Below are 23,017 nucleotides of genomic sequence, written 5' to 3' on the forward strand. Positions count from 1 at the left end.
TTTGGATAAAATTTTAATTAAAAAATAAAGCGTGGATTATGAAAAAATTTAAAGAATTTAGCCTTCGTTTTTTATTTAAAGTATCAGAGCAACCTGTTCTTATAAGAGATTTATTAGAGGCAAATGCACTTTTTAACGATGGAATGCTTGTAGATCCTTCTAAGCTAAATTTTAATTTCAAAATTCTAAATTCTTATATTTATTTTGGTGTTTTTTGCGCTGTGATTTTATTGCCATTGCTTTTGATTACTCATTATTTTTTAACAAAGCTTGACTTTCATATAAGCATAGTGAGTGCTGTTATGGTTACTGCTTGTGTATTTATAGGATATGATATTTTTAAAGTTTATACTCGCAAAATAATCTCAAAAAAAATAATACAAAAAGCCTGGGCTTTACACTTTCCTTATTTTGCTTATGAAAAGTACTCTACAATGGCGGGTGAATTTTATAAAGAAGCTTTAAAAGAAGAAATTCCAAAAGCAAATTTAGAGCAGTATGTTTTAGATAAGATTATTCATTCTAAATAATCTAAAATTTGATTTTGGAATCGCATATTTTCAAGTCTTCTTTTTAAGTCTTTATTTTCCTCGTTTAAAACACTTTCTTCTGTTCTTAATGTAGCAATCTCTCTACTAAGATAATAAATTTGATTTCTAATATAAATTTGTGGGGCAAATAAAAATAATGCAAAACTAACAAGTAAAGCTGCAAAAAGAAGATGATTGAAGTTTAGGTTTCTATCTTCTTTGGTAGCATTAGAGAAGCCTTCTAGTAAAATATTTTTTGCCTTTTGAGCATCTTCATCATTTTGTTGTTTTTCTTGAGCTTGATTAGATGGTTTTGGAAGTTCTTGTTTATTTTCTTGTGGTGTTATTTTTTTTTGTAAATTTTCTAAACTTTTCTTGATATTAGGTTGATTTTTAACATCTAGTTTTTTTTCTATAATTAGAGGTTTTTGTATTTTAGTTTCTGTTTTTTGAATTTTTTCTATAGAATTTGTAAGTTCCTTTTTTTCTTGTTTTGTTTGAGTGGTAGCTTGATTGCTTTTTGTTTGAATTTGTGTTTTGGTTTGGATATTTTTTATTTCGTTTGCTTTTTTTCTGCTAAATAAAAAATTTTTTTTAGTTTTTTTATTTTCTTCTTTTCTTCTTTCTTTCATTTTGGAAAAAATTTTTTTAGCAAGAGATTGCTTTTCTTCTAATTTAACATTGATTAGATCTTCTTTTAAATATATATTTGATTTTTTAGTATGTTTTGACTCATACTCTTCATCGAGTTCTTCTAAGAATTTATTAGGAGTCTTTTTTTTAAAACGACGTCTTAAAATATCATCGCTAGAAATTTCATCTCTTAAATCATCATCAAGCGGTTTGCCTTGATTTATGGCGCGAGAAAATTTCAGCATTTTTTGGCGTATGTTTTGGCGTTCTTTTATAAAATCATCTTCTAGCATTATTTATTGTCCAAATTATTAAAATAAAAAGCCCGCATTTTAGCACAACTAGAGCGAGAATTTTTTAAAAGTTCTTCCTTGCTCGCACTTATAGCTTTTTTAGTTATTATTTGTCCTAGGCTATGGTTATTTCCACATTCGCAACGCATTATTTTTTCATTACAAATGCAGTTTTTTGACCATTTTTTGAAAAATTGTTTTACTATTCTATCTTCTAAAGAATGAAAGCTAATGATAGCTAAAATGCAATTTTTTGGTTTTAAATTTTCTAAATGTTCAAGAAAATCTTTAAGCACTTTAAGTTCTTGATTTACTTCTATTCTAATGGCTTGAAATGCTAAAGTAGCTTTGGAAATTTTTCTATGATTTTGTTTACCTTTTCCTATGATTTGATAAAGCTCTTTGGCGCTTTTGATTGGATTTTTACTTCTTTCTAGGCAAATTTTTTCAGCAATAAAATGTGCATCATGTAATTCTCCATAATCTTTAAAAATGGAAGTTAATTGCTCTTTTGTATAAGTATTAATAATCTCATAAGCTGATATTTTGGAGTTTTGATTCATTCTCATATCCAAAAAGTCAGAATTTACACTAAAACCTCTTTCGTTATTATCAAGCTGAAATGAAGAAACTCCAATGTCTGCTAAAATACCTCTTAATTCTTCTTTATGTGAAATTTTTTCTAAAACTTCACTAAAATTACTTTGCATAAAAGTTATCCTATTGCGAAAATCTTTAAGACGTTTTTTAGAAAATTTTAAAGCTTGTTGATCTTGATCACAAGCAATGAATTTAAGATCAGGATGATTTTTAAGCAAAGCTTCACTATGTCCGCCAAATCCTAAAGTGCAGTCTAAAAAATAACCTGTTTTAAGATTTTTAAAAATCTCTTGAACTTCATTAAGTAAAACTGGGATATGAGGAATTTCCAAAATCAATCCTAATAAATTTTTATAAACTATAATTATAACTAAATTTCATTGTAAAAATCATAAAATTTAAAGAACAAATATTTTTTGGTAAAAATTTTATAATTAAACTCCACTTAAACACTTCTACGATACAATATCTGGTTTAAATTTAATCAAGGAATGATATGCTTACTTGGATGCAACATCACAAAAAATATCTTGTTGTTACTATATGGGTTAGTACTATAGCTTTTGTTGGCGCTGGCTTTTTAGGTTGGGGTGCTTATGATTTTAATCTCAATAGAAGTTCGAGTGTTGCAACTGTAGGAAATGAAAAGATAGGTTTTAGCGAATTTGATACTAGATATAGACAAATTTTAAGTTATTATAATCAAATTAGCAATGGTGCTTTAACTCCAGAAAATGCTGAGCAACTAGGCATTAAAAATATAGCTTTAAGCTCTCTTGTTGAAGATAAGCTTTTGTTAAATTTTGCCAAAGATTTGGGTATTGGTGTGAACGAGAATCAAATTTTACAAAAACTTGCAAATACTAGAGAATTTCAAGATCCTACAGGGGATTTTAACAAAACAATTTATTATGAACTTTTAAATGCCAATAATTTAGCTCCAAAAGATTATGAAACACAACTTGCAAATGAAGTAATTACCGATAAACTTAATCAAATTTTTAATATTCCTAGCAAAGATGAGGAATTAAAAATGTTAGCTTCTAGTTATTTCATGCAAGATGCTTTAAGTATTGCAAAAATTGATTATGACAAAAAAAATATTAAGATTAACGAAGAGGATTTAAAAAAGCTTTGGAATGAACATAAAGAAGATTATAAAACTAAAAAAATATATGAAATTTCAACTTATTTTTTGCCAGTTAGCAATGAGAAAATTGACGACAAAGAATTAGAAAAATTTTATAATCAAGATGAAAATAAACTAAAATATAAAGATTTTGCAGGTAAAGTGATGGATTTTCAGTCTGCTAAAAATGAAGTTGCTAAAGATTACGCCTTAATGCAACTAAAGAATGTGGCTAATGCTAAATTTTTAGATTTAAAAAATGGGAAAGATAATTTTCAAAAAGATCAAAATATTAGTGAATCTGATGTTTATTATCCAATTGATCTTTTGAATAAAGCTAAAAATGGAGATGTTTTACGGCCAGCACCTTATAATAACGGATATATCATAGTTAAACTAAATAAAGTAGATCCTATAAGAAATAAAACTTTTGAAGAAGCTAGAGAAGAAGTTTTACCTATGTATTTAAGCGAACAAGCTAGAAAAAATTTAGAAGAAAAAGCTAAAAATAGTTTAGTAAATTTTAAAGGCGATGATATAGGCTTTGTAAGTCGAGATAGTTCTCGCGAGAGTGTAAAGGTTAGCGATAAAATATTAAACGATTCTGAATTTGCTTATTTTTTAATGAATGTATTTAATACTGATCAAAATAGTTCTTATGTGGTCATTAATGACAATAAAGCAATATTATATAAAATAAATAAACAAAAATTAGATATGAACTCCGATAAATTTGAACAATACAAAACTATGCTTGAACAAAATTTGCAAAATTTAAAAGCAAATGAGCTTAAGCAAGAACTTGTTGATGAACTTAAAAAGATATATCCGATAAAAATTTATTATAAAGGGAATTGATTTTGAATATATTAGGAATTGACTTAGGCTCAACCCAGACTTGTGCCATTATTGCTCAAAAAGATGAAGATGGATTAAAAATTATTGGTTTTTCCAAGTCGAAAACCAACGGGGTTAAAAAAGGTGCCATTACCAATATAGAGCTTGCTTCTAAATCTATTGAAGAGGCTGTTAGAAGTGCTGAGATGATGAGCGGAGTTCATTATGATAGGGTTGTGGTGTCTATATCAGGTGCTTATACTAAAAGCGTTGATAGCATAGGTGTTGTTAATATTCCAAATCATGAAATAGGCATTAAAGAAATTCATCGTGCTGTAAGTACAGCTAAGCATACTGCCAATCTACCAAGTGGTTATGAAATTATCCATGTTTTGCCTTATAATTTTAAGGTTAATGATCTTGAACATGTTGATGATCCTTTGGGAATGAGTGGCAATCGTTTAGAAGTTTCAACCCATATAGTGATTTCACAAGAATCTCATATTAAAAATCTTAAGAAAGCAGTTGAATTAGCTGATTTAAGAGTGGATAATATAGTTCTTTCAGGATATGCTTCAGCTATAGCTTGTTTAGATGATAGCGAAAAGGAATTAGGTGCTGTTTTGATTGATATGGGTGGAGCGATTTGTGATATGGTTGTTCATACTGGAAATTCAATTAGATATAATGATTGTTTGCAAATTGGCTCGATTAATATCACTCAAGATTTATCAATGGCATTGCATACACCTTTAAAAGAAGCAGAAAAAATCAAGCTTAATTATGCAGCTCTTTCACAACAGCCTAATACCCTTATACAAATTCCTTCAATGGGTGATGAAAGAAAGGTTAATGAAGTTTCTTTGGATATTATTTCAAACGTAATTTATGCAAGAGCGGAAGAAACTTTGATGATTTTGGCAAAAATCTTAAGTGATAATCGTTATGCCAATGCTATAGGTGGCGGAGTTGTTTTAACAGGTGGAATGACTAAGTTAGCAGGTATTGATGAGCTAGCTCCTGCAACATTTGATAATCGCTCAGTTAGACTGGCTACTGCAAGAAAAGATTTGATTACTGGTTTTAGTGAAATTTTTAATGATCCTGAAAATACTTGTGCTATAGGACTTTGTTTATATGGAGCGGGATATTTTACGCCTTATGAACTTGATTCTAATGAGAAATTAAGATATAAAGGGGAAATTGAAAATTTTAATCGTCAAATTAAACAAGATATTGTTTTGCAAAAAGATACAGAAAGTGAAATAAAATCTGATTTTTTTGATGAAAATTTGCAAGAAAATGATACAATTGCAATACAAGAACAATTAGATTTTAAAGAGCCAAAAGAAAAAAAACCTAGTGTTTTTTCAAATATCTGGCATAAAATTATGAATCAATTTTAACAAGGAGAAATTTTTATGAGTGAATTTTTAGTAGAAGAAATGCAACATAATAAAGGTGCAAAAATTAAGGTTATAGGCTGCGGTGGCGGTGGCGGTAATATGATTAACCATATGGTTAAAATGGGATTAAATGATCTTGATTTAATTGCAGCGAATACTGATGCACAAGCTATTTCAATTTCATTAGCAAAAACTAAAATTCAACTTGGCGAGAAAAAAACTAAAGGTTTGGGCGCTGGTATGCTTCCTGAAGTAGGTGCAGAAAGTGCTAGAGAAAGTTTTGAAGAAATAAAAGCAAGTCTTAGTCAAAGTGATATTGTATTTATTGCTTCAGGTTTTGGTGGAGGTACTGGAACGGGTGCCACTCCAGTTATTGCACAAGCAGCTAAAGAGATTGGAGCTTTAACTGTTTCTGTTGTAACTATGCCTTTTGCATTCGAAGGAAAACAAAGAAAAAAACTTGCTGAAAGCGGTCTCCTTGAGCTTAAAAAAGAAAGTGATTCTATTCTTGTAATTCAAAATGAAAAATTATTGAGCATTATTGATAAAAAAGCAGGTATTAAAGATGCTTTTAGGTTGGTTGATGATATTTTAGCTCGTGCTGTAAAAGGTATGGTGTCTATCTTACTTGATAATGGAGATATTAATGTTGACTTTGCGGATGTAAGAACCATCATGAGTCATCGCGGACTCGCGCTTATGGGTGTTGGTAGTGCTAGCGGTGAAAATGCTATAGAAGAGGCTCTTTCAAACGCTATAGAATCTCCTTTGCTTGATGGAATGGATATTAAAGGTGCCAAGGGAGTTATTTTACATTTTAAAACAAGTTCTAATTGCTCTTTGTTTGAAATTTCGGCAGCAGCAAATAGTATACAAGAAATTGTTGATGAAAATGCTAAGATTATTTTTGGTTCTACTACAGATGATAGCATGGAAGATAGAGTTGAAGTAACTATTATTGCGACAGGGTTTGAAGATAAAGATACAGTAGCTAAAAAATCTACCGAAGAAGCTCAAGCTTCTAAGAAAAATCCTTATTTAAGTCTTAAAAAGGTAAGCGGTGGTTACGATGAAGAGATAATGGCGCAAATTGAAACACCAACTTTCTTGCGTCGTCAAATGGATTAAAATTGATTTTTAAAGCAAGATTGAGTCAAATCTTGCTTTTTATAGTTTAAAATTCTCTCCTAATAATCTTTCAAATATTTATTTTTCTTTGTTTTTAAAAGTTGGAACACTCTTTGCTTTTATAGTTATAAAATCTTAAATTTATAGGTGAAAATATGCAAAATGGATATTATCAAGCAACTGGCGGAATGGTAACTCAGTTTAATAAACTTGATGTGATTACTAATAATCTTGCCAATATTAATACAAGCGGATACAAAAGAGATGATGTGGTTATTGCAGATTTTAAAAGGATTTTTAAAGAAACTCAGGATGAGTTGCCTATAGAAAATCACACAAGAGATGCATCTCGTTTTGTAAATACTACAATAGATGGAATCCCACAAGTTTCTCAAGAATATACGGATTTTAGCCTAGGTTCTTTAAAGGCCACAAACAATCCTTTGGATTTGGCAATGACTAGAGAAGATGCTTTTTATTTGGTTCAGACCAAAGATGGAGAAGTAAGATTAACCAAAGATGGAAATTTTCAACTTGATGATGAGGGTTATTTGGTAAATAAGCAAGGATACAAGGTATTAAGTAGTGATTATTTTAATAATCCTCAGAATGCTGGCATACGCATTCCTAATGGTGCTGTTCAAATTAGCGTTGATAAAAACGGAAGCATTGAAGTTGATGGAGCTCAAAATGCAAGATTATTTGTAGCACAAGTAGATGATATAAGAGCTTTGCAAAAAGATGGGGATAATGTCTATAAAATAGATGATCTAACCCGTATTAGAGATTTGAAAAACTCCAATGCTATTCGCCAAGGTTTTTCTCAGGGATCAAATGTTAATCCAGTTACTGAAATGGTAGGACTGATTGAAGCAAACAGAATGGTAGAAATGTATCAAAAAGTTATGACAGCTCATATGGATGACTTAAATCAAGAAGCTATCAATAAGCTTGCAGCTGTTAAATAATTTAAAATAAAATAAAAAAGGATTAAAAATGATGAGATCACTTCATACTGCTGCTACAGGAATGGTAGCGCAGCAAACACAAATTGATGTTACTTCAAATAACATCGCCAATGTTAATACAGCAGGTTTTAAGAAAAGTCGCGCAGAATTTGCTGATCTTATGTATCAAGTTATGAAGTATGCAGGAACTTCAACTTCAGCTACTACTCTTTCTCCTTCGGGTATAGAAGTGGGTGTGGGTGTGCGTCCAACAGCGGTAACTAAAGTTTTTACTGAAGGAAATTTAAAATCAACAAGTACTGATGGTCTTGATATGGCTATTGCAGGTAATGGGTTTTTTCAAATACAACTTCCTGATGGCACTATAGGATATACTAGAAATGGGCAATTTACAAAAGATAATGAAGGTAATATTGTAAATTCAGATGGTTATAGACTTTTACCTGAAATGACAATACCTGAAGGCGCAACAGCAATTAATGTTGCTACAGATGGAACCGTTTCTGTAATGCTACCAGGGGAGCAACAAGAAACTCAAATTGGCCAAGTGGAGCTAGTTCAGTTTATAAATCCAGCGGGTCTTCATTCTATGGGTGATAATCTTTATCTTGAAACAGGAGCAAGTGGTGCACCTGTTGCGGGTATAGCAGGACAAGATGGGCTTGGAACAATAAGACATGGATTTATAGAACTTAGTAATGTTCAGCTTGTTGAAGAAATGACAGATCTTATCACAGGACAAAGAGCTTATGAAGCGGGTTCTAAGGCCATTACAACAAGTGATGATATGCTAGGAATTGTAAATCAGCTTAAGCGATAGTTGATATAAAATAAATAATTTTTAATTCTTTTTTGTTTAATGGCGTGTTAAACGCCATTAAATTTTTTAGCAAGAGTAGCAAGTTTTAAATTCATAAGCAGTTGGACGAGCTTCTACTGGCCAAACTTGTGTTTCAAATTTTAAATGCTGATAGTCATCGATAAAAATATCGCTCATTACAGGTTTTAAATAAGAATTATGTCGGATTAAAGCTTCCAAACTTCCTCTTAGAGTATGTGGTAATTGCTCTATCCCTTTTTCACGTATTTCATCCAAAGTAAGATCAAATAAATTTTCATCCATAGGACCCACAGGAATGGTTTTATTTTTGATTCCATCAAGACCTGCCATTAAAAGACTAACAAAAGCTAAATAAGGATTAGCAGTGCTATCAGGGAAGCGAATTTCTATACGAGCTGAATTTTTACCTATGCCATAAGGAACGCGACAACTTGCTGATCTGTTTTGGCAAGAATAAGTTAAAATACAAGGAGCTTCAAAGCCAGGAACTATTCTTTTGTAAGAGTTGGAACTTGGATTTGTAAAAGCTGCAACACTTCTAGCATTTTTTAAAATTCCACCTATATAATTTATAGCAGTTTGACTAAGTCCACTGTATCCATCTTTATCGTAAAATAAATTTACTCCATTTTTCCATAAGCTCATATGAACATGCATACCATTGCCATTATCTCCGTATAAAGGTTTTGGCATAAAAGTGGCAGTTTTGCCATTTAAATGAGCTACCATTTTTACAACATATTTATAAATTTGAACATTGTCAGCTGCTTCTACAAGCGTGCCAAAATTTACTCCTATTTCAGCTTGTCCTTGTGCAACTTCATGATGATGAACAAAAGTTTTAAGACCTACTTTTTCAAGGGTTTGAACCATTTCAGAACGAATATCTACTAAAGAATCAATTGGCTGAACTGGAAAATATCCACCTTTGTTTCTTGGCCTGTGTCCAGTATTGTAGCTATCGGTAAATTCTCTATCATCATTCCACTCTCCTTCTTCGGTATCAACTTCATACTTAGAACAATGAGTAGTATCAACTATTTTTACACTATCAAAAACAAAGAATTCATTTTCTGGTCCAAAGTAAGCAGTATCAGCTATGCCACTATTTTTAAGGTGTTCTATTGCTTTTTTTGCTATGCTTCTTGGACATTTTTCATACATTTGTCCTTTGTAAATATCATACACATCACAAAATACTATGATAGTAGGATCAGCCGTAAAAGGATCTAAAAAAGCACTTTGAGCATCAGGTTTTAAAATCATATCTGATTTTTCTATAGGTTGCCATCCATGAATTGAGCTTCCATCAAATGGAATGCCAGTTTGAAATGTTTCTTCATTGATTGCATGAAGATTATAGGTAATATGATGCCAAGTTCCTATCATATCTGTAAAACGAAAATCAACAAAAAGCACTTCATTTTGTTTGCAAAATTTGAAAAAATCATCTATATTATTAACAAATTTTCCCATATTTTTACTCCTTTATGTAATTAAATTTATAAAATTATATCATAAAATTTTTAATTAAGATTTAATTAATATATTTTTTTTAATAAATTTAAAAATTTAATTTAAAAAGATTAAAAAATAAAAATTTATATTTTTGTTTTAGATAAAATTGATTATAATTTTGAGCAATTATTGAAAATCTAGATTTAAAAAAGGGAAAAAAATGACTCAAGAAGAGCTTGATGCTTTGATGAATGGTGATGTTGATCTTGATTCAGAGACAGAAGCAGAGGTAAAAACCGAAGAATCGAATACCGAAGAAGATGCTTTGATGTTAGAAGATGTCAAAATAGCTGATTACAAACCTAATCCTAGTGTAGTATGGCCACCACCCCCACCAAATCAGGAGCATAAAGTTGTACATCAGTTAGATGATGTTACAAAAGATAGCGAGCTTAAAGCAACGGAAATGATGGATAAGCTTGAAAGTATTAATAATTTTTTTGCGGATTCTGAAAGTTTACTCAAAGAAATAAATAAAGCAATAGAAAAAAATATTGATATTTTTTCTAAACTTAATGAAAAATTTCCTAATGTGGAAAGTTTCAGTGAAGCTTTAGAATTAAACAATCAAGCTAAAAAAAGTTCTAAGGAGATTGTCGGAAATCTTCAAAGCGGACAAGATGAAGTGATGATGGCAATGGATGCAATGCAGTATCAAGATATACATCGTCAAAAAATCGAACGTGTTATTAATGTAATGCGTGCTTTAAGCCGTTATATGAGTTCCTTATTTGAAGGTAAAATTGATGATAAAAAACGTGTAAGTTCTGCAGTGCATATTGAAGGTGATAGTACTGCTGATGTTGTAAGTAATGATGATATAGAAGCTTTAATTGCAAGTTTAGGGCAAAAATGATCATTCCTGAAATAGTAGCTCCTGCAGGAAATTTCACAAAATTAAAAATTGCTTTAGCTTATGGCGCAGATGCGGTTTATGCGGGTGTGAATAATTTTTCTTTAAGATCACGCACTGCAAGAGAATTTAATTATGAAAGTTTTGAAGAAGCTATCAAATATACTCATGAGCGTGGTAAGAAAATTTATGTTACTTTAAATGGTTTTCATTTGAGTTCTCAAATTGAAGGTTTAAAAAGACATATTTTAAAATTGCGTGAGATGAAACCTGATGCTTTTATTGTAGCTTCTGTTGGAGCTATGCGTCTTGTTAAAGAACTTGCACCTGAAATTTCTTTACATGTTTCTACTCAGGCAAATATTTTAAATTATTTAGATGCTCAAGTTTATAAGGATATGGGTGCTAAAAGGGTTGTAATTGCCAGAGAATTAGGGCTTAAAGACGCTAAAGCTTTAAAGGAAAATTGCGATATTGAACTTGAAGCTTTTGTGCATGGTTCTATGTGTTTTGCTTATTCAGGGCGTTGTTTAATAAGCTCTGTGCAAAGTGGAAGAATGAGCAATCGTGGATCTTGTGCAAATGATTGTAGATTTAATTATGAGCTTTATGCTAAAAATCCAGAAAATGGCACTTTATTTCGCTTAGAAGAAGATGAAAATGGTACTCATATTTTTAATTCTAAAGATTTAAATCTTTGTTCTTATATAGAAAAAATCATGCAAGAAAATTGTATCAGTGCTTTTAAAATAGAAGGGCGTACTAAAAGCGAATATTATGTTGCGCTTACAACAAGGACTTATAAAATGGCCATACAAGATGCTTTAGAGGGTAAATTTGAGTCAAGTAAGTATGAAAAAGAGATTGCTACACTTAAAAATCGTGGTTTTACAGATGGCTATCTTGTTTCGCGTCCTTTAGAAAAAACCGACACACAAAATCATAATACAAGCATAGAAGAAGGTTCTCATCAAGTGCATGCTATAAGCGAAGATGGAAGATTTTTTAAATGTAAAGGGAAAATCGTTTTAAACACGCCTTATGAAATTTTAACCCCTTTAGGCGATGTGATTCAAACTTGCGATAATGAACTAGGTAAAATTTATCAAAAAGAGGGTAAATATTTTATAGAGTTTAAAAAACTTATTGCTAAAAACAATAAAGAATTTAGCGAAATTCATAGCGGTAATGAACATGAAATCCAATTACCAAATAAAATCAGTGCATTAAGTTTTTTAAGAAAGGAAATATAGATGAATTTTGTTTCTATTTTAATGGGAAGCAAGAGTGATTATGAGACTATGAAAGAGGCTGCTAAAACTTTAGAAAGTTTTGGTGTAAAGTATGAACTTATCATCTCATCAGCTCATCGTAGTCCAAAAAGAACAAAAGAGTATATTGCAAATGCTGAAGAAAAAGGTGTGAAGGTTTTTATAGCAGCAGCTGGAATGGCAGCGCATTTAGCTGGAGCTGTTGCAGCTTATACAACAAAACCTGTTTTAGGAGTGCCTATGTCAGGAAGCAATCTTGCAAGTATGGATTCTTTGTTTTCTACGGTGCAAATGCCTAGTGGAATTCCTGTAGGAACTTTAGCTATTGGTAAGGCTGGAGCAATCAATGCTGCTTATTTGGCTATGCAAATTTTAGCTATTTATGATGTTGATTTAGCACAAAAGCTTAAAGAAGATCGTCTTGAAAAAGAAAAAAAACTTGTATCTGATTCAAAAGAAGTAGAAGTTTTATTATAAGGGATAAAAATGCAAACCTATCTTGAACTTGAAGAATTTTGTAAACTTGTGCATTTAAATGAAGATGTGGTTAAGGGTATGATGGCCAATGGGGCTTTAAATTTTAAAGAAGAAGAGGGTAAAATTTACATCGAAGCCCATCAAGGTACTTTTAGTGTAGTGCCTAGTTCTGCAAAATCTCAAACTGCAATGGTAAATTCAATGACTTTAGCAGGAGAAAGTTTTGTTGAAAAAACAATAGGAACTATTTTAAATTTACATGAAAAAGTTTTAGATGCTAAAGATGAAACACTTGAAGCATTAAAAAATGAAAATAAATTTTTAAAAGATGCCCTTTATTCTATGCAAGAGCTTTATGATGAAGATAGAAAAACTATAGAAACCTTAAACAATGAGTTAAAACATGCGCGTGAAGAGATAGAATTTCTCAAGCGTAAATATAAATTAATGTGGAGTAAAACTGCAGAAATTTTTGGAGCTAAGACAGAGCCTGATTTGGAAATGAATAAAAATTTAGAAAAACCTATTGAAAATATGGAACAATAAAGAGAGATACAATGACTTTTTCACAAATGATACTTAATTTACAAAATTATTGGCAAGAGCAAGGTTGTGCGATTATGCAACCTTATGATATGCCAGCAGGTGCAGGAACCTTTCATCCAGCAACTTTTTTAAGAAGTTTAGGAAAAAAACCTTGGGCAGCTGCTTATGTGGCTCCAAGTAGAAGGCCTACTGATGGACGTTATGGTGAAAATCCTAATCGCTTAGGTGCTTATTATCAATTTCAAGTTTTAATTAAACCTAGTCCTGATAATATTCAAGAATTATATCTTAAAAGTCTTGAAAATTTGGGTTTTGATTTAAAAAGTCATGATATTCGTTTTGTTGAAGATAATTGGGAGAGTCCAAGTTTGGGTGCTTGGGGTTTAGGCTGGGAAGTATGGCTTGATGGTATGGAAGTTACTCAATTTACTTATTTTCAGCAAGTTGGCGGTATAGCAGTAGATTTAGTAAGTGCTGAAATTACCTATGGTCTTGAAAGAATAGCCATGTATCTTCAAAATGTTGATAATGTTTATGATATAGTTTGGAGTGAATTTAATGGAGAAAAAATTAAATACGCAGATGTGCATAAGCAAAGTGAATATGAATTTAGTAAATACAATTTTGAAGTAAGTGATGTTAAAATCTTAAATGAGCAGTTTGAAAATTCTTACAAAGAATGTAAAAATATTTTAGAACAAGGACTAGCTTTACCTGCTTATGATTATTGTATGCTTGCTGCACATACTTTTAATCTTTTAGATGCAAGAGGAGCAATTTCTGTAGCACAAAGACAAGATTATATGTTAAAAATTCGTGAACTTTCAAAAAATTGTGCTGAAATTTATAAGAAAAATTTAAATGAAGCTGAGTGAAATTTATAATTTTTTAGATCAATTAAGTCCCTTTAATATCCAAGAATCATGGGATAATAGTGGAATTTTGCTTGGAGATAGGGATAGTGAAATTTCAACTGTTTATTTAAGCTTAGATATTGATGAAAATATCATTAAAGAAGCGAGTGAAAATTCTTTAATTATCACACACCATCCTTTGATATTTAAAGGTTTAAAAGATTTATATGACAAGACTTATCCTAGGGCTTTTATCAAAGAAATGATTTATAAAAATATTTCTTTAATCAGTATGCATACAAATTACGATTTAAGTCATTTAAATACTTATTTTACGGAAGAAATTTTAGGTTTTAAAATTTCTTTTAAAGATAAATTTTTAATTTATGTGGAAAATTCTATGTCTTTTGAAGCTTTGTGTGACTGGGTGAAAAAAAAGTTAAATTTGCAAATTTTACGTGTAAGTGATTGTGGCAAAAAAGACATTAAGCGCATTGCTATATGTACTGGAAGTGGTGGGGATTTAATTTCTAAAGTAGATGCGGATTGTTTTTTAAGTGGAGATTTTAAATATCATCAAGCTTTAGAGGCGCTTAGTAATCAAATCAGTCTTATTGATTTGGGTCATTTTGAAAGTGAGAGATATTTTTCTCAATGTTTAGCAAAAGACTTGAAAAATTTGCCGCTACAAGTTATAATAACAGTTTCAAAAAATCCATTTCAATATTTTTAAGGAAAATAAATGAATAAATATCTCGAACAATTAGTGCTTTTATCAAAAATAGATCAAGAAATTGATAGTTATGAACCAAAAATAGACAGTATTAATAAGACTTTAAAAGATGCTGAGTTAAAAATAGAAAAAATCAACGCAGATTTAGAAAAAATCGATGAAGAAATCAAAGATATAGAAAATCAAAAAATACAAAATAATGCTCATATTTCCGAGTTTTCAGCAAAAATTAAAGATCTTTCTAAAAAAAGTGGTGTGGTAAAAACAGAAAAAGAAGCTAATGCTTTAAAAATTGAAGAAGATATTGCAAAAGAGCAATTAGACGCTGCAAATGATGAGATTGTAAGACTAGATAAAATTTTAGAGAATAAAGAAACTTATAAAAAAGAACTTGAAGAAGAAAAAATCAAACAAGAGCAAAATATTAACGAGATTAGAGTAAGCATTAAATCTGAAATGGAAGTTCTTGAAAAAGATAGAATGAGTGTTTATGATAAAAAAACTAAACTTGTGAGTGAGATGAATCAAAAAGTTTTAAGTTTTTATGAGAAAATTCGCAAATGGGCGAAGAATACTGCTGTAGTTCCTGTTAAAAAACAAGCATGCTATGGATGTTTTATGAAAATTTACGATAAGACTTATCTGTCCGTTGTAAAAGGTGAAGAGATTGTAACTTGTCCTCATTGCGGAAGAATTCTTTATAAAGAGCAAGAAGAACAAAATTGATCTTTTTTTATTATTTTTTAACTTGGACGGCATTTTTATTTTGTGCCGTCTTTATTCTTTTACTTTCTTTTTTAAAATCCAAATACAAAATTAGTTTAAAATCTCGATTTTTTCTTTATAAAAATTTACATCAAGAAAAAGCTGATGTACATTTTCATGCTTGTTCTTACGGGGAGGTAAGAAGTATTAAAGCTTTGGTTTTGAAATTTGATTCAAGAATAACTACTATTACTCAAACAGGTTTTGAATGTGCAAAAGAATTTTGTAAAAAGGTAAATTATCTTGCTTTTGAAAATTTTTTGCCTTTTTGGCTTAAGCCTTGTAAGGTTTTGGTAATTTTTGAAGCAGAATATTGGCTTATGCTTGTTTTTATGGCACGTATTTATAAGGCTAAGATTATTTTGCTTAATGCGAGAATATCTGATAAGTCTTATCATTCTTATCAAAGATTTTCTTTTTTTTATAAAAAAATTTTTTCTTATATTGATGAAGTTTTTGCTCAAAGTGATTTAGATAAAGCAAGACTTGAAAGTTTGGGAGCTAAAAATGTTAAAATTTTTAAAAATATTAAGGCAAATTTAGAAATTAAAAATAATAAAATTTATACCAAACCTAAGGAAAAACTTATCATTTTTGCCAGTACGCATAAAGATGAAGAAGAGCTTTTGCTTGATCATTTTAAACTAGAAGAAAATGAAAAACTCATTATCGCCCCACGACACCCTGAACGTTTTAAAGAAGTTGAAAATTTACTTTTAAACAAAGGTTTAGAATTTGAAAAATTTAGTTCTTTAAAAGATGAAAATAAGAAATTTTCTAAAAAAATTTTGCTTTTAGATGCTTTAGGGGAGCTTGTAAATTTTTATGCAATTTCTGATGTTGTTGTGCTTGGAGGTTCTTTCATAGAAGGCATAGGAGGACACAATCCTATAGAAGCGGCATATTTTGACAATGTATTAATCAGTGGGAAATTTATTCACAATCAAAAGGTTTTGTTTGAAGAAGTGGAAAATGTATATTTTTGTGAAAAATTAAAGGATTTAAATGATAAAGTTCATTATTTAAATTTAAAAGCTAAAATTTCCAAAAAAGAAAATTTAGATCTTATCATACAAACTATACAAAAGGGAATTGATGCAAGAAAAAGCTTATAAACTCTTAGCTTTGCAAGAAAAAATTTCAAATCGTGAAGCTAAAGATTTGATTGATAAGGGTTGTGTTTTTTCATATGGAAAAAAAGTTGTGGTTGCTAGAGCTTTGATGAGCGATAAGGCAAGATTTAATGTGATAAAAGCTAAAAATCCTCAAATTATTTTTGAAGATGATAAGATTATTGCTATTAATAAACCTTATGCTTATGTGAGTGAAGATTTAGAGAAAAAATTTAATGCCAAGCTTTTAAATCGTTTAGACAAAGAAACAAGTGGTGTGATTTTGCTTTGTAAAGATGAAGATTTTAGAAAGCTTTGTATAGAAGAATTTAAAAAACACAGGGTTTATAAAAGTTATATTGCGGTTTTAGATGGGGTTTTGGCTGAAGAGGTTGAAGTGAATGAACCTATTTTTACTATAAAAGTAAAAGGCGGGGCGTTAAGTAAAGTTTCAAAAGATGGTTTAAGTGCCTTAAGTATCATTACTCCTATCATGATGCAGTCAAAAAAAACCTTAGCAAAAATAGTTATTCAAACAGGTAGAACTCATCAAATCAGAGTGCATGCTAAATTTATAAAACATGGCGTTGTAGGTGATGAAAAATATGCTAAAATTTCAAGCGATAGAATGTATTTGCATAGCTATGAAATTAAAATTTTTAATTATCATTTTAGGGCTAATTTAGATAGTGGTTTTGCAAAATTTGGCTTTGATATAAAAAATTTAGATTTTTAAAGCCATTTAAGAAAAAATTTTGTATAATGCAAGGTTTAATTTAAAAATTTTATAGAAAGGTGATAAAGTGTTTGAGTTAGTCAGCGAATCTTTTAAATCAGCGATTAATAAATTACGTTTTGTTGATGATGAAAAAGCACTTAAGAACGCTTTAGAAACCTTAAAAAAAGCTCTTTTAAAAGCAGATGTTCACCATAAGGTAACTAAAGAGCTTTTGACTTTGATAGAAGAAGATGCAAAGCAAAACGGAATAGGTCAAAAACAATTTTTAAATGCCATTAAAATAAATTTAGAAAATATTTTAAGTGTCAATGGCAAAAATCAAGGTTTTGTTTTTGCTTCTAAACCCCCAACAGTAGTTCTAATGGCAGGTTTGCAAGGGGGCGGTAAGACTACAAGCACTATCAAACTTGCAAATTATTTAAAATTACGCAATAAAAAAGTTTTAGTTGCAGCTTGTGATTTACAGCGTTTAGCGGCAGTGGAGCAGCTAAGACAACTTTGTGAAGCTAATGAAATTGAACTTTTCTTCATAGAAAATGAAAAAGATCCTATTAGGGTTGCTAAAGAGGCTTTAAAAAAGGCTGAAAGTTCTATGGTGGATGTTTTGCTTGTGGATACTGCTGGACGTTTGGCTATAGATGAAGCTTTGATGGATGAGTTAAGAGCAGTTAAGGATGTCTTAAATCCTGATGAGATTTTTTATGTTGCTGATGCAATGAGTGGTCAAGATGGGGTTAAGACTGCTGCTAGTTTTAATGAAGTTTTAGGTATCAGTGGGGTAATTTTATCAAAATTTGATGCAGATACTAAAGGTGGAGTAGCCTTAGGTATAGCAAAACAAATCGGTATTCCTTTAAGATTTATTGGTGTGGGTGAAAAAGTAGCAGATTTAGAAGTTTTTATACCAGATCGTATAGTAAGTCGTATTATGGGTGAGGGTGATTTGGCAACTTTAGCTGAAAAAACTGCTGCGATTATTGATGAAAAAGAGGCTAAAAAACTCAATCAAAAAATTAAAAAAGGTGAATTTAATTTTAATGATTTTCTTAACCAAATGGAAAGTATTAAAAAATTAGGAAGTATGAAGTCTTTAATCGGTATGATACCAGGACTTGGTGGAATGGCAAATGCGGTAAAAGATATAGATTTGGATAATTCTAAAGAAATCATACGCATTAAAGCAATGATTTCTTCAATGACTCCAAAAGAAAGAGAAAATCCTGATTTATTAAATAATGCTAGAAAGCGTCGTATAGCAGAGGGAGCAGGTCTTTCTCAGGTAGAAGTCAATCGTTTTTTAAAACAATTTAGCAATGCAGCAAAACTTGCAAAAAGATTTTCAGGTAAAAAAGGAATGGAGAGTTTGACACAAATGATGAGTCAAGCTAGAAGACAGTTTTAAATTTTATTTATAAATACTTTTTATAGTATCTATAAATAAAATTTTTAATTTTTAAGGAGTGTAAATGACAGTTATTAGACTTACAAGAATGGGTAGAACCAAAAGACCATTTTATCGTATTGTAGTTACGGACAGTAGAAAACGTCGTGATGGTGGTTGGATAGAAAGTATTGGGTATTATAATCCTATGGTAGAACCTGAAGTAATTAAAGTTGATGCAGAGCGTTTAGCTTATTGGAAAAGCGTTGGTGCAAAACTTAGCGATAAAGTTGCTTCTATCACTAGCAAATAATCATGGTAGAGAATTTTCTTAGAGAATACGCAAAATTAATTGCAGATTATCCTGAACAGATTGATACTCAAAAAATTGAATTAAGTGAAAATTTTTTTGAGATTGTTCTTTTTGCACATAAGGTTGATACAGGTAAGCTTATAGGTAAAAATGGAAAAATGATCAATGCTATAAAAACCGTAATCTCTGCTTATAAGAGCAAGGATGCAAGTTCTTATAGAGTAACGGTAAAAGCACTTGAGTGAAAAAGATTTTGTTCAAGTTGCAAAACTTGGTAAAACTGTGGGTCTTAAGGGTTATGTAAAATTGCATAACCTGAGCGACTTTTCTTCTCAATTTAAAAAAGATGCTACTTTTTTTATAAAAAACACCAAAGAAATGTTAAAGATTAAGCATTATAATGCAAACAATTCTACTGTTTTATTTGAAAATTATGAAGATATAGAAAAGGCCAAAGAATTAACTAATCTTATTCTTTTTCAGAGTATCGAGAAAAGCAGACAAACTTGTAAATTAAAAAAAGATGAGTTTTTTTATTTTGATATTTTAGAGTGTGAAGTTTTTGAAGAAGATAAAAGATTAGGTAAAGTGGTTGATATCTTGGAAACTGGAGCTTCTTATTTATTTGAAATTCAAAGTGATGAAAAATGGGTTGAAAAAAAATATCCTAAAATATTTTTTATTCCATATTTGGATAAATTTGTTAAAAATATAGATATAGAAAAACGACAGATTTTTTGCACGCAAGATGCTTTTTTAATTTTAGAAAATTCATGAAATTTAGTTTCGTTTCTTTGTTCCCTAATCTTATGGAATTTTACTTTCAAGATTCTATACTTGCAAGAGCAAAAGAAAAAAAACTTTTCAAACTTAATTTTTATAATCCAAGAGATTTTTCTAAAAATTCTTATCATAAAGTCGATGATTATAAAATAGGTGGTGGAGCTGGACTTTTGATGCAAGCTGAACCTATGTATGAGGTGCTAAGAAGTATTCAAGAAAAAAAAGAAAATCCCTATTTTATTTTTTTAAATCCAAGTGGTAAAACCTTTAATCAAAAAGACGCCAAACGCTTAAGTAAAAAAGAACATATAGTTTTTGTATGTGGGCGCTATGAAGGTATAGATGAAAGAGTGCTTGAAATTTTTGCGAATGAAGTTTTTAGTATAGGGGATTTTATTTTAACTGGAGGAGAATTACCTGCGCTTGTAATGTGTGATGCAATTTTAAGAAATGTTAACGGGGTTTTAGGAAATATGGAAAGTTTGGAAGAAGAAAGCTTTGAAAATAATTTACTCGAAGCGCCTGCTTTTTCAAAACCTTTTATTTTTGAGAAAAAAAATAAAAAATTTTATACTCCTTCAGAGTTTTTAAAGGGTAATCACGCTAGAATTGCAAGTTTAAAAACTACTTTGGCGTCTTGCAAAACGAAATTTTTTCGTCCAGATTTATTTTTAGAGCATGAACGCAAAAAATAAGGGATTTTTTATGAAAAATAAATATATAGAACAATTTGAAGCAAAACAAATTGAAGGTAAAAATGTTCCAGATTTTCGTGCTGGTGATACTTTAAAGCTTGCAATTCGCATCAAAGAAGGAGATAAAACAAGAATCCAAAATTTTGAGGGTATTTGTATTGCTAGAAGAGGTAATGGCGTAAGTGAAACTTTTATCGTGCGTAAAATTGGCGCTAATAATGTTGGCGTTGAGAGAATTTTTCCTATTTATAGTGAAAGTTTAGAAAGTATTACTGTTTTGCGTCGTGGTCGTGTACGCCGTGCAAGATTATTCTACTTAAGAGATAGACGCGGTAAAGCAGCGCGTATTAAAGAGCTTAAAAAATAATTTATAATTATTTTTATTATAAGTCTAACAATTAAATAATTATAATTAATTTATAATTATTATTTATTTGATTTTAATTATTAATAATACTCTTGTATAATATTCCTTGTAAATATTATACAAGGAGAGAAAATGTTTTCTATTAAAAAAACTTTATTAATACTAGCAAGCGTGCCAATGTTTTTGAGTGCTACTGAATATCAATTAAGTACTCATGTCTTGGATATTACTTCTGGACAACCTGCTCCTAAAGTAAAAGTTGAGCTTTATAAGTTGGAAGCAAATCAACAGTGGAAAAAAGTAAGTGAAGAATTTACCGAAGAAAATGGTAGAATAGGAGATTTATTACCATATGAAAAAGCTGAAAATAGGGCTTTTGGAATTTATAAGCTTAAATTTTTTACAAAAGACTATTACACATCACACAAAATAAATACTTTTTATCCTTTTGTAGAGGTAAGTTTTGAGCTTTCTAAAGATCAGAAACATTATCATGTTCCAATAACCCTTTCTCCTTTTGGTTATTCAACTTATAGAGGAAGCTGATAAATAAAACGAAAGAAAAAACCATGTGGGCTAAGAATTCTTGGAAAAACTATCCTATAAAACAGCAACCTATCTATCCAGATCAAGAGGAAATGAATAGAGTTTTAGCAAGACTTGAGAAACTTCCTCCTTTGGTTTTTGCTGGAGAAGTGAGAAATCTTCAAAAGTCTTTAGCAAGAGTTTGTAAAAAAGAAGCTTTTTTACTTCAAGGTGGAGATTGCGCTGAAAGTTTTGAAAATTTTGGCGCTGTAAATATCCGTGATATGTTTAAAATTTTACTTCAAATGGCTATAGTACTTACATTTGCTGGTGGATGTCCTGTTATAAAAATTGGTCGTATTGCAGGGCAGTTTGCCAAGCCAAGAAGTAGTGATTTTGAAGAGTTAGATGGTATAAGTCTTCCTAGTTATCGTGGTGATATTATTAATGGTTTTGAATTTAGTGAACAAGCACGCATTCCTGATCCACATAGAATGCTTGAAGCTTATTATCAAAGCGCAATAACGCTAAATTTGTTGCGTGGATTTGCTAAGGGTGGTTTAGCAGATTTACATGAAGTACATCGTTGGAATTTGGGCTTTTTAAAAAAGAGTGAACTCCATAAGCAATATACTGATATCAGTGAAAAAATTTCACAAGCTTTAGCTTTTATGGAAGCTTGTGGAATTAATACAAGTAATACTCCAAGTCTAAGAGAAGTTAGTGTTTATACTTCACATGAAGCTTTACTTTTGCCTTATGAAGAAGCTTTAACTAGAGTGGATAGTTTAAGTGGAGAAATTTACGATTGTTCAGCTCACATGCTTTGGATAGGTGAAAGAACAAGGGCGCTTGATGAAGCTCATGTGCATTTTTTAAGTGGAGTAAAAAATCCTTTAGGGGTTAAAATAGGACCTAGTGCAAGTGCTGATGATATCATAGCTTTAGCAAATGTTTTAAATCCAAACAATGAAGAAGGAAGATTAAATATTATTATCCGCATGGGTGCAGATAAAATTATCAATAATTTGCCAAAAATTTTCTCTAAACTTAAAAGTGAAGGTTTAAATTTAGTATATAGCATAGATCCTATGCATGGAAATACGGTAAAAGCAGGCAATTTTAAAACACGTGAGTTTGATAAAATTATGCAAGAAGTGAGATCTTTTTTTGAGATTGCAATAAGCGAAGGGGTTTATCCAGGTGGAGTGCATCTTGAAATGACTGGGAAAGATGTAACAGAATGCACAGGTGGTGCAAGCAATGTTACTGCTCAAAGCTTGGAAGATCGTTATGAGACTCAATGCGATCCAAGACTTAATGCGGATCAAGCATTAGAACTTGCTTTTTTAATCGCAGATTTGGTAAAAAAGACTAGAAAATGAAACTTTATGGTATTAAAAATTGCAATTCTGTAAAGAAAGCTATGGATGCTTTAACACAAAAAGGTATTGTGTTTGATTTTATGGATATTAAAAAGATTAATCAAGATATTTTATACACATGGTTAAAACAAAAATCTTTTGAAGAACTTATCAATACTGCTGGATTAACTTCTAAAAAACTTGGCTTAAACAAAGAAAAAGTTAAAAATTTAAATGAAAAAGAACTTGAAAAAATTGTATTGGAAAATCCAAGTTGTATTAAGCGTCCTATTATCGAGTATGAGCAAAACATATATATTGGTAAGGAATATGAGAAAATGTTATGATAGAGTGTT

General features: G+C 30.3%; 27 protein-coding genes. 24 read left to right on the forward strand and 3 right to left on the reverse strand.

The window, feature by feature from the left end; all coding sequences use genetic code 11:
* The first annotated feature begins 38 nt into the window (after nt 1-38).
* Nucleotides 39-530, forward strand: a complete 492-nt coding sequence (locus FBF20_RS03690) for a hypothetical protein (protein ID WP_002852223.1) — start codon at nt 39-41, stop codon at nt 528-530.
* Here the strand turns inward: FBF20_RS03690 and FBF20_RS03695 are convergent.
* A complete protein-coding gene (locus FBF20_RS03695) occupies nt 518-1,456 on the reverse strand; it encodes a hypothetical protein (protein ID WP_002852050.1) in 939 nt (312 codons plus the stop codon). The two genes, FBF20_RS03690 and FBF20_RS03695, sit on opposite strands and share 13 nt — an antisense overlap.
* Nucleotides 1,456-2,394 (reverse strand): 16S rRNA (cytosine(1402)-N(4))-methyltransferase RsmH, encoded by a 939-nt coding sequence (gene rsmH, locus FBF20_RS03700; RefSeq protein WP_072224443.1) that lies wholly within the window; start codon nt 2,392-2,394, stop codon nt 1,456-1,458. Before rsmH ends, FBF20_RS03695 begins: the two co-directional genes overlap by 1 nt.
* 158 nt (nt 2,395-2,552) lie before the next feature.
* Here rsmH and FBF20_RS03705 point away from each other — a divergent pair, with 158 nt between their 5' ends.
* The 5 genes from FBF20_RS03705 to flgG all read left to right on the forward strand — a co-directional run bounded on the left by FBF20_RS03705 (nt 2,553) and on the right by flgG (nt 8,344).
* Nucleotides 2,553-4,043 (forward strand): peptidylprolyl isomerase, encoded by a 1,491-nt coding sequence (locus FBF20_RS03705; protein WP_002852128.1) that lies wholly within the window; start codon nt 2,553-2,555, stop codon nt 4,041-4,043.
* Entirely contained in the window at nt 4,040-5,428 is a 1,389-nt protein-coding gene (ftsA, locus tag FBF20_RS03710; protein ID WP_002859607.1) for a cell division protein FtsA, read from the forward strand. Before FBF20_RS03705 ends, ftsA begins: the two co-directional genes overlap by 4 nt.
* A gap of 15 nt (nt 5,429-5,443) precedes the next feature.
* Complete coding sequence (gene ftsZ / locus FBF20_RS03715) at nt 5,444-6,556, forward strand: cell division protein FtsZ (protein WP_002852071.1); 1,113 nt, start codon at nt 5,444-5,446, stop codon at nt 6,554-6,556.
* A gap of 155 nt (nt 6,557-6,711) precedes the next feature.
* Complete coding sequence (locus FBF20_RS03720; RefSeq protein ID WP_002858501.1) at nt 6,712-7,524, forward strand: flagellar hook-basal body protein; 813 nt, start codon at nt 6,712-6,714, stop codon at nt 7,522-7,524.
* 28 nt (nt 7,525-7,552) lie between these two features.
* Nucleotides 7,553-8,344 (forward strand): flagellar basal-body rod protein FlgG, encoded by a 792-nt coding sequence (gene flgG / locus FBF20_RS03725; protein ID WP_002852142.1) that lies wholly within the window; start codon nt 7,553-7,555, stop codon nt 8,342-8,344.
* A 66-nt stretch (nt 8,345-8,410) separates the two neighbouring features.
* Here flgG and glnA read toward each other — a convergent pair whose 3' ends face one another.
* Nucleotides 8,411-9,841 (reverse strand): type I glutamate--ammonia ligase, encoded by a 1,431-nt coding sequence (gene glnA, locus FBF20_RS03730; RefSeq protein ID WP_002858636.1) that lies wholly within the window; start codon nt 9,839-9,841, stop codon nt 8,411-8,413.
* Between the two features lie 202 nt (nt 9,842-10,043).
* On the opposite strand from glnA, the gene FBF20_RS03735 reads away from it, so the two are divergent.
* From FBF20_RS03735 to FBF20_RS03820, 18 genes are all read left to right on the forward strand, one after another.
* Complete coding sequence (locus tag FBF20_RS03735; RefSeq protein ID WP_002852254.1) at nt 10,044-10,739, forward strand: chemotaxis protein; 696 nt, start codon at nt 10,044-10,046, stop codon at nt 10,737-10,739.
* Complete coding sequence (locus FBF20_RS03740; RefSeq protein WP_002852318.1) at nt 10,736-11,989, forward strand: peptidase U32 family protein; 1,254 nt, start codon at nt 10,736-10,738, stop codon at nt 11,987-11,989. The genes FBF20_RS03735 and FBF20_RS03740 overlap by 4 nt, the downstream gene beginning before the upstream one ends.
* Nucleotides 11,990-12,484: a 5-(carboxyamino)imidazole ribonucleotide mutase gene (gene purE, locus FBF20_RS03745; protein ID WP_002852194.1), complete on the forward strand. Its 495-nt coding sequence runs from the start codon at nt 11,990-11,992 to the stop codon at nt 12,482-12,484.
* A gap of 9 nt (nt 12,485-12,493) precedes the next feature.
* Nucleotides 12,494-13,030 (forward strand): DUF3972 domain-containing protein, encoded by a 537-nt coding sequence (locus FBF20_RS03750; RefSeq protein ID WP_002852251.1) that lies wholly within the window; start codon nt 12,494-12,496, stop codon nt 13,028-13,030.
* A gap of 11 nt (nt 13,031-13,041) precedes the next feature.
* Entirely contained in the window at nt 13,042-13,905 is an 864-nt protein-coding gene (gene glyQ / locus FBF20_RS03755; protein WP_002852069.1) for a glycine--tRNA ligase subunit alpha, read from the forward strand.
* A complete protein-coding gene (locus FBF20_RS03760; RefSeq protein WP_002852315.1) occupies nt 13,892-14,617 on the forward strand; it encodes a Nif3-like dinuclear metal center hexameric protein in 726 nt (241 codons plus the stop codon). The genes glyQ and FBF20_RS03760 overlap by 14 nt, the downstream gene beginning before the upstream one ends.
* Before the next feature lie 9 nt (nt 14,618-14,626).
* The gene (locus FBF20_RS03765) at nt 14,627-15,343 is read left to right on the forward strand and encodes a zinc ribbon domain-containing protein (RefSeq protein ID WP_002852139.1); all 717 of its coding nucleotides are present in this window, start codon (nt 14,627-14,629) and stop codon (nt 15,341-15,343) included.
* A complete protein-coding gene (gene waaA / locus FBF20_RS03770; protein WP_002852277.1) occupies nt 15,340-16,497 on the forward strand; it encodes a lipid IV(A) 3-deoxy-D-manno-octulosonic acid transferase in 1,158 nt (385 codons plus the stop codon). Before FBF20_RS03765 ends, waaA begins: the two co-directional genes overlap by 4 nt.
* Nucleotides 16,478-17,230, forward strand: a complete 753-nt coding sequence (locus tag FBF20_RS03775) for an RluA family pseudouridine synthase (protein WP_002852134.1) — start codon at nt 16,478-16,480, stop codon at nt 17,228-17,230. The genes waaA and FBF20_RS03775 overlap by 20 nt, the downstream gene beginning before the upstream one ends.
* Before the next feature lie 67 nt (nt 17,231-17,297).
* Nucleotides 17,298-18,635 (forward strand): signal recognition particle protein, encoded by a 1,338-nt coding sequence (gene ffh / locus FBF20_RS03780; protein WP_002852163.1) that lies wholly within the window; start codon nt 17,298-17,300, stop codon nt 18,633-18,635.
* Nucleotides 18,636-18,699: 64 nt separating this feature from the next.
* Nucleotides 18,700-18,927, forward strand: coding sequence for a 30S ribosomal protein S16 (rpsP, locus tag FBF20_RS03785; RefSeq protein ID WP_002852274.1), 228 nt, complete (start codon nt 18,700-18,702; stop codon nt 18,925-18,927).
* 2 nt (nt 18,928-18,929) lie between these two features.
* Entirely contained in the window at nt 18,930-19,172 is a 243-nt protein-coding gene (locus FBF20_RS03790; protein ID WP_002852144.1) for a KH domain-containing protein, read from the forward strand.
* Complete coding sequence (gene rimM / locus FBF20_RS03795) at nt 19,165-19,704, forward strand: ribosome maturation factor RimM (protein WP_002852323.1); 540 nt, start codon at nt 19,165-19,167, stop codon at nt 19,702-19,704. Before FBF20_RS03790 ends, rimM begins: the two co-directional genes overlap by 8 nt.
* Nucleotides 19,701-20,405, forward strand: coding sequence for a tRNA (guanosine(37)-N1)-methyltransferase TrmD (gene trmD / locus FBF20_RS03800; RefSeq protein WP_002868040.1), 705 nt, complete (start codon nt 19,701-19,703; stop codon nt 20,403-20,405). The genes rimM and trmD overlap by 4 nt, the downstream gene beginning before the upstream one ends.
* A gap of 10 nt (nt 20,406-20,415) precedes the next feature.
* Nucleotides 20,416-20,772, forward strand: coding sequence for a 50S ribosomal protein L19 (gene rplS, locus FBF20_RS03805; protein WP_002852307.1), 357 nt, complete (start codon nt 20,416-20,418; stop codon nt 20,770-20,772).
* A gap of 132 nt (nt 20,773-20,904) precedes the next feature.
* Nucleotides 20,905-21,318 (forward strand): hydroxyisourate hydrolase, encoded by a 414-nt coding sequence (uraH, locus tag FBF20_RS03810; protein ID WP_002852246.1) that lies wholly within the window; start codon nt 20,905-20,907, stop codon nt 21,316-21,318.
* Nucleotides 21,319-21,341: 23 nt separating this feature from the next.
* On the forward strand, nt 21,342-22,682 hold the full coding sequence (locus FBF20_RS03815) for a 3-deoxy-7-phosphoheptulonate synthase class II (protein WP_002852215.1): 1,341 nt from the start codon (nt 21,342-21,344) through the stop codon (nt 22,680-22,682).
* Nucleotides 22,679-23,008, forward strand: coding sequence for an ArsC/Spx/MgsR family protein (locus FBF20_RS03820; RefSeq protein WP_002854966.1), 330 nt, complete (start codon nt 22,679-22,681; stop codon nt 23,006-23,008). The genes FBF20_RS03815 and FBF20_RS03820 overlap by 4 nt, the downstream gene beginning before the upstream one ends.
* Nucleotides 23,009-23,017: the final 9 nt, after the last annotated feature.

This window comes from Campylobacter sp. CFSAN093259 (assembly GCF_012889985.1).
Taxonomy (GTDB): domain Bacteria; phylum Campylobacterota; class Campylobacteria; order Campylobacterales; family Campylobacteraceae; genus Campylobacter_D; species Campylobacter_D jejuni.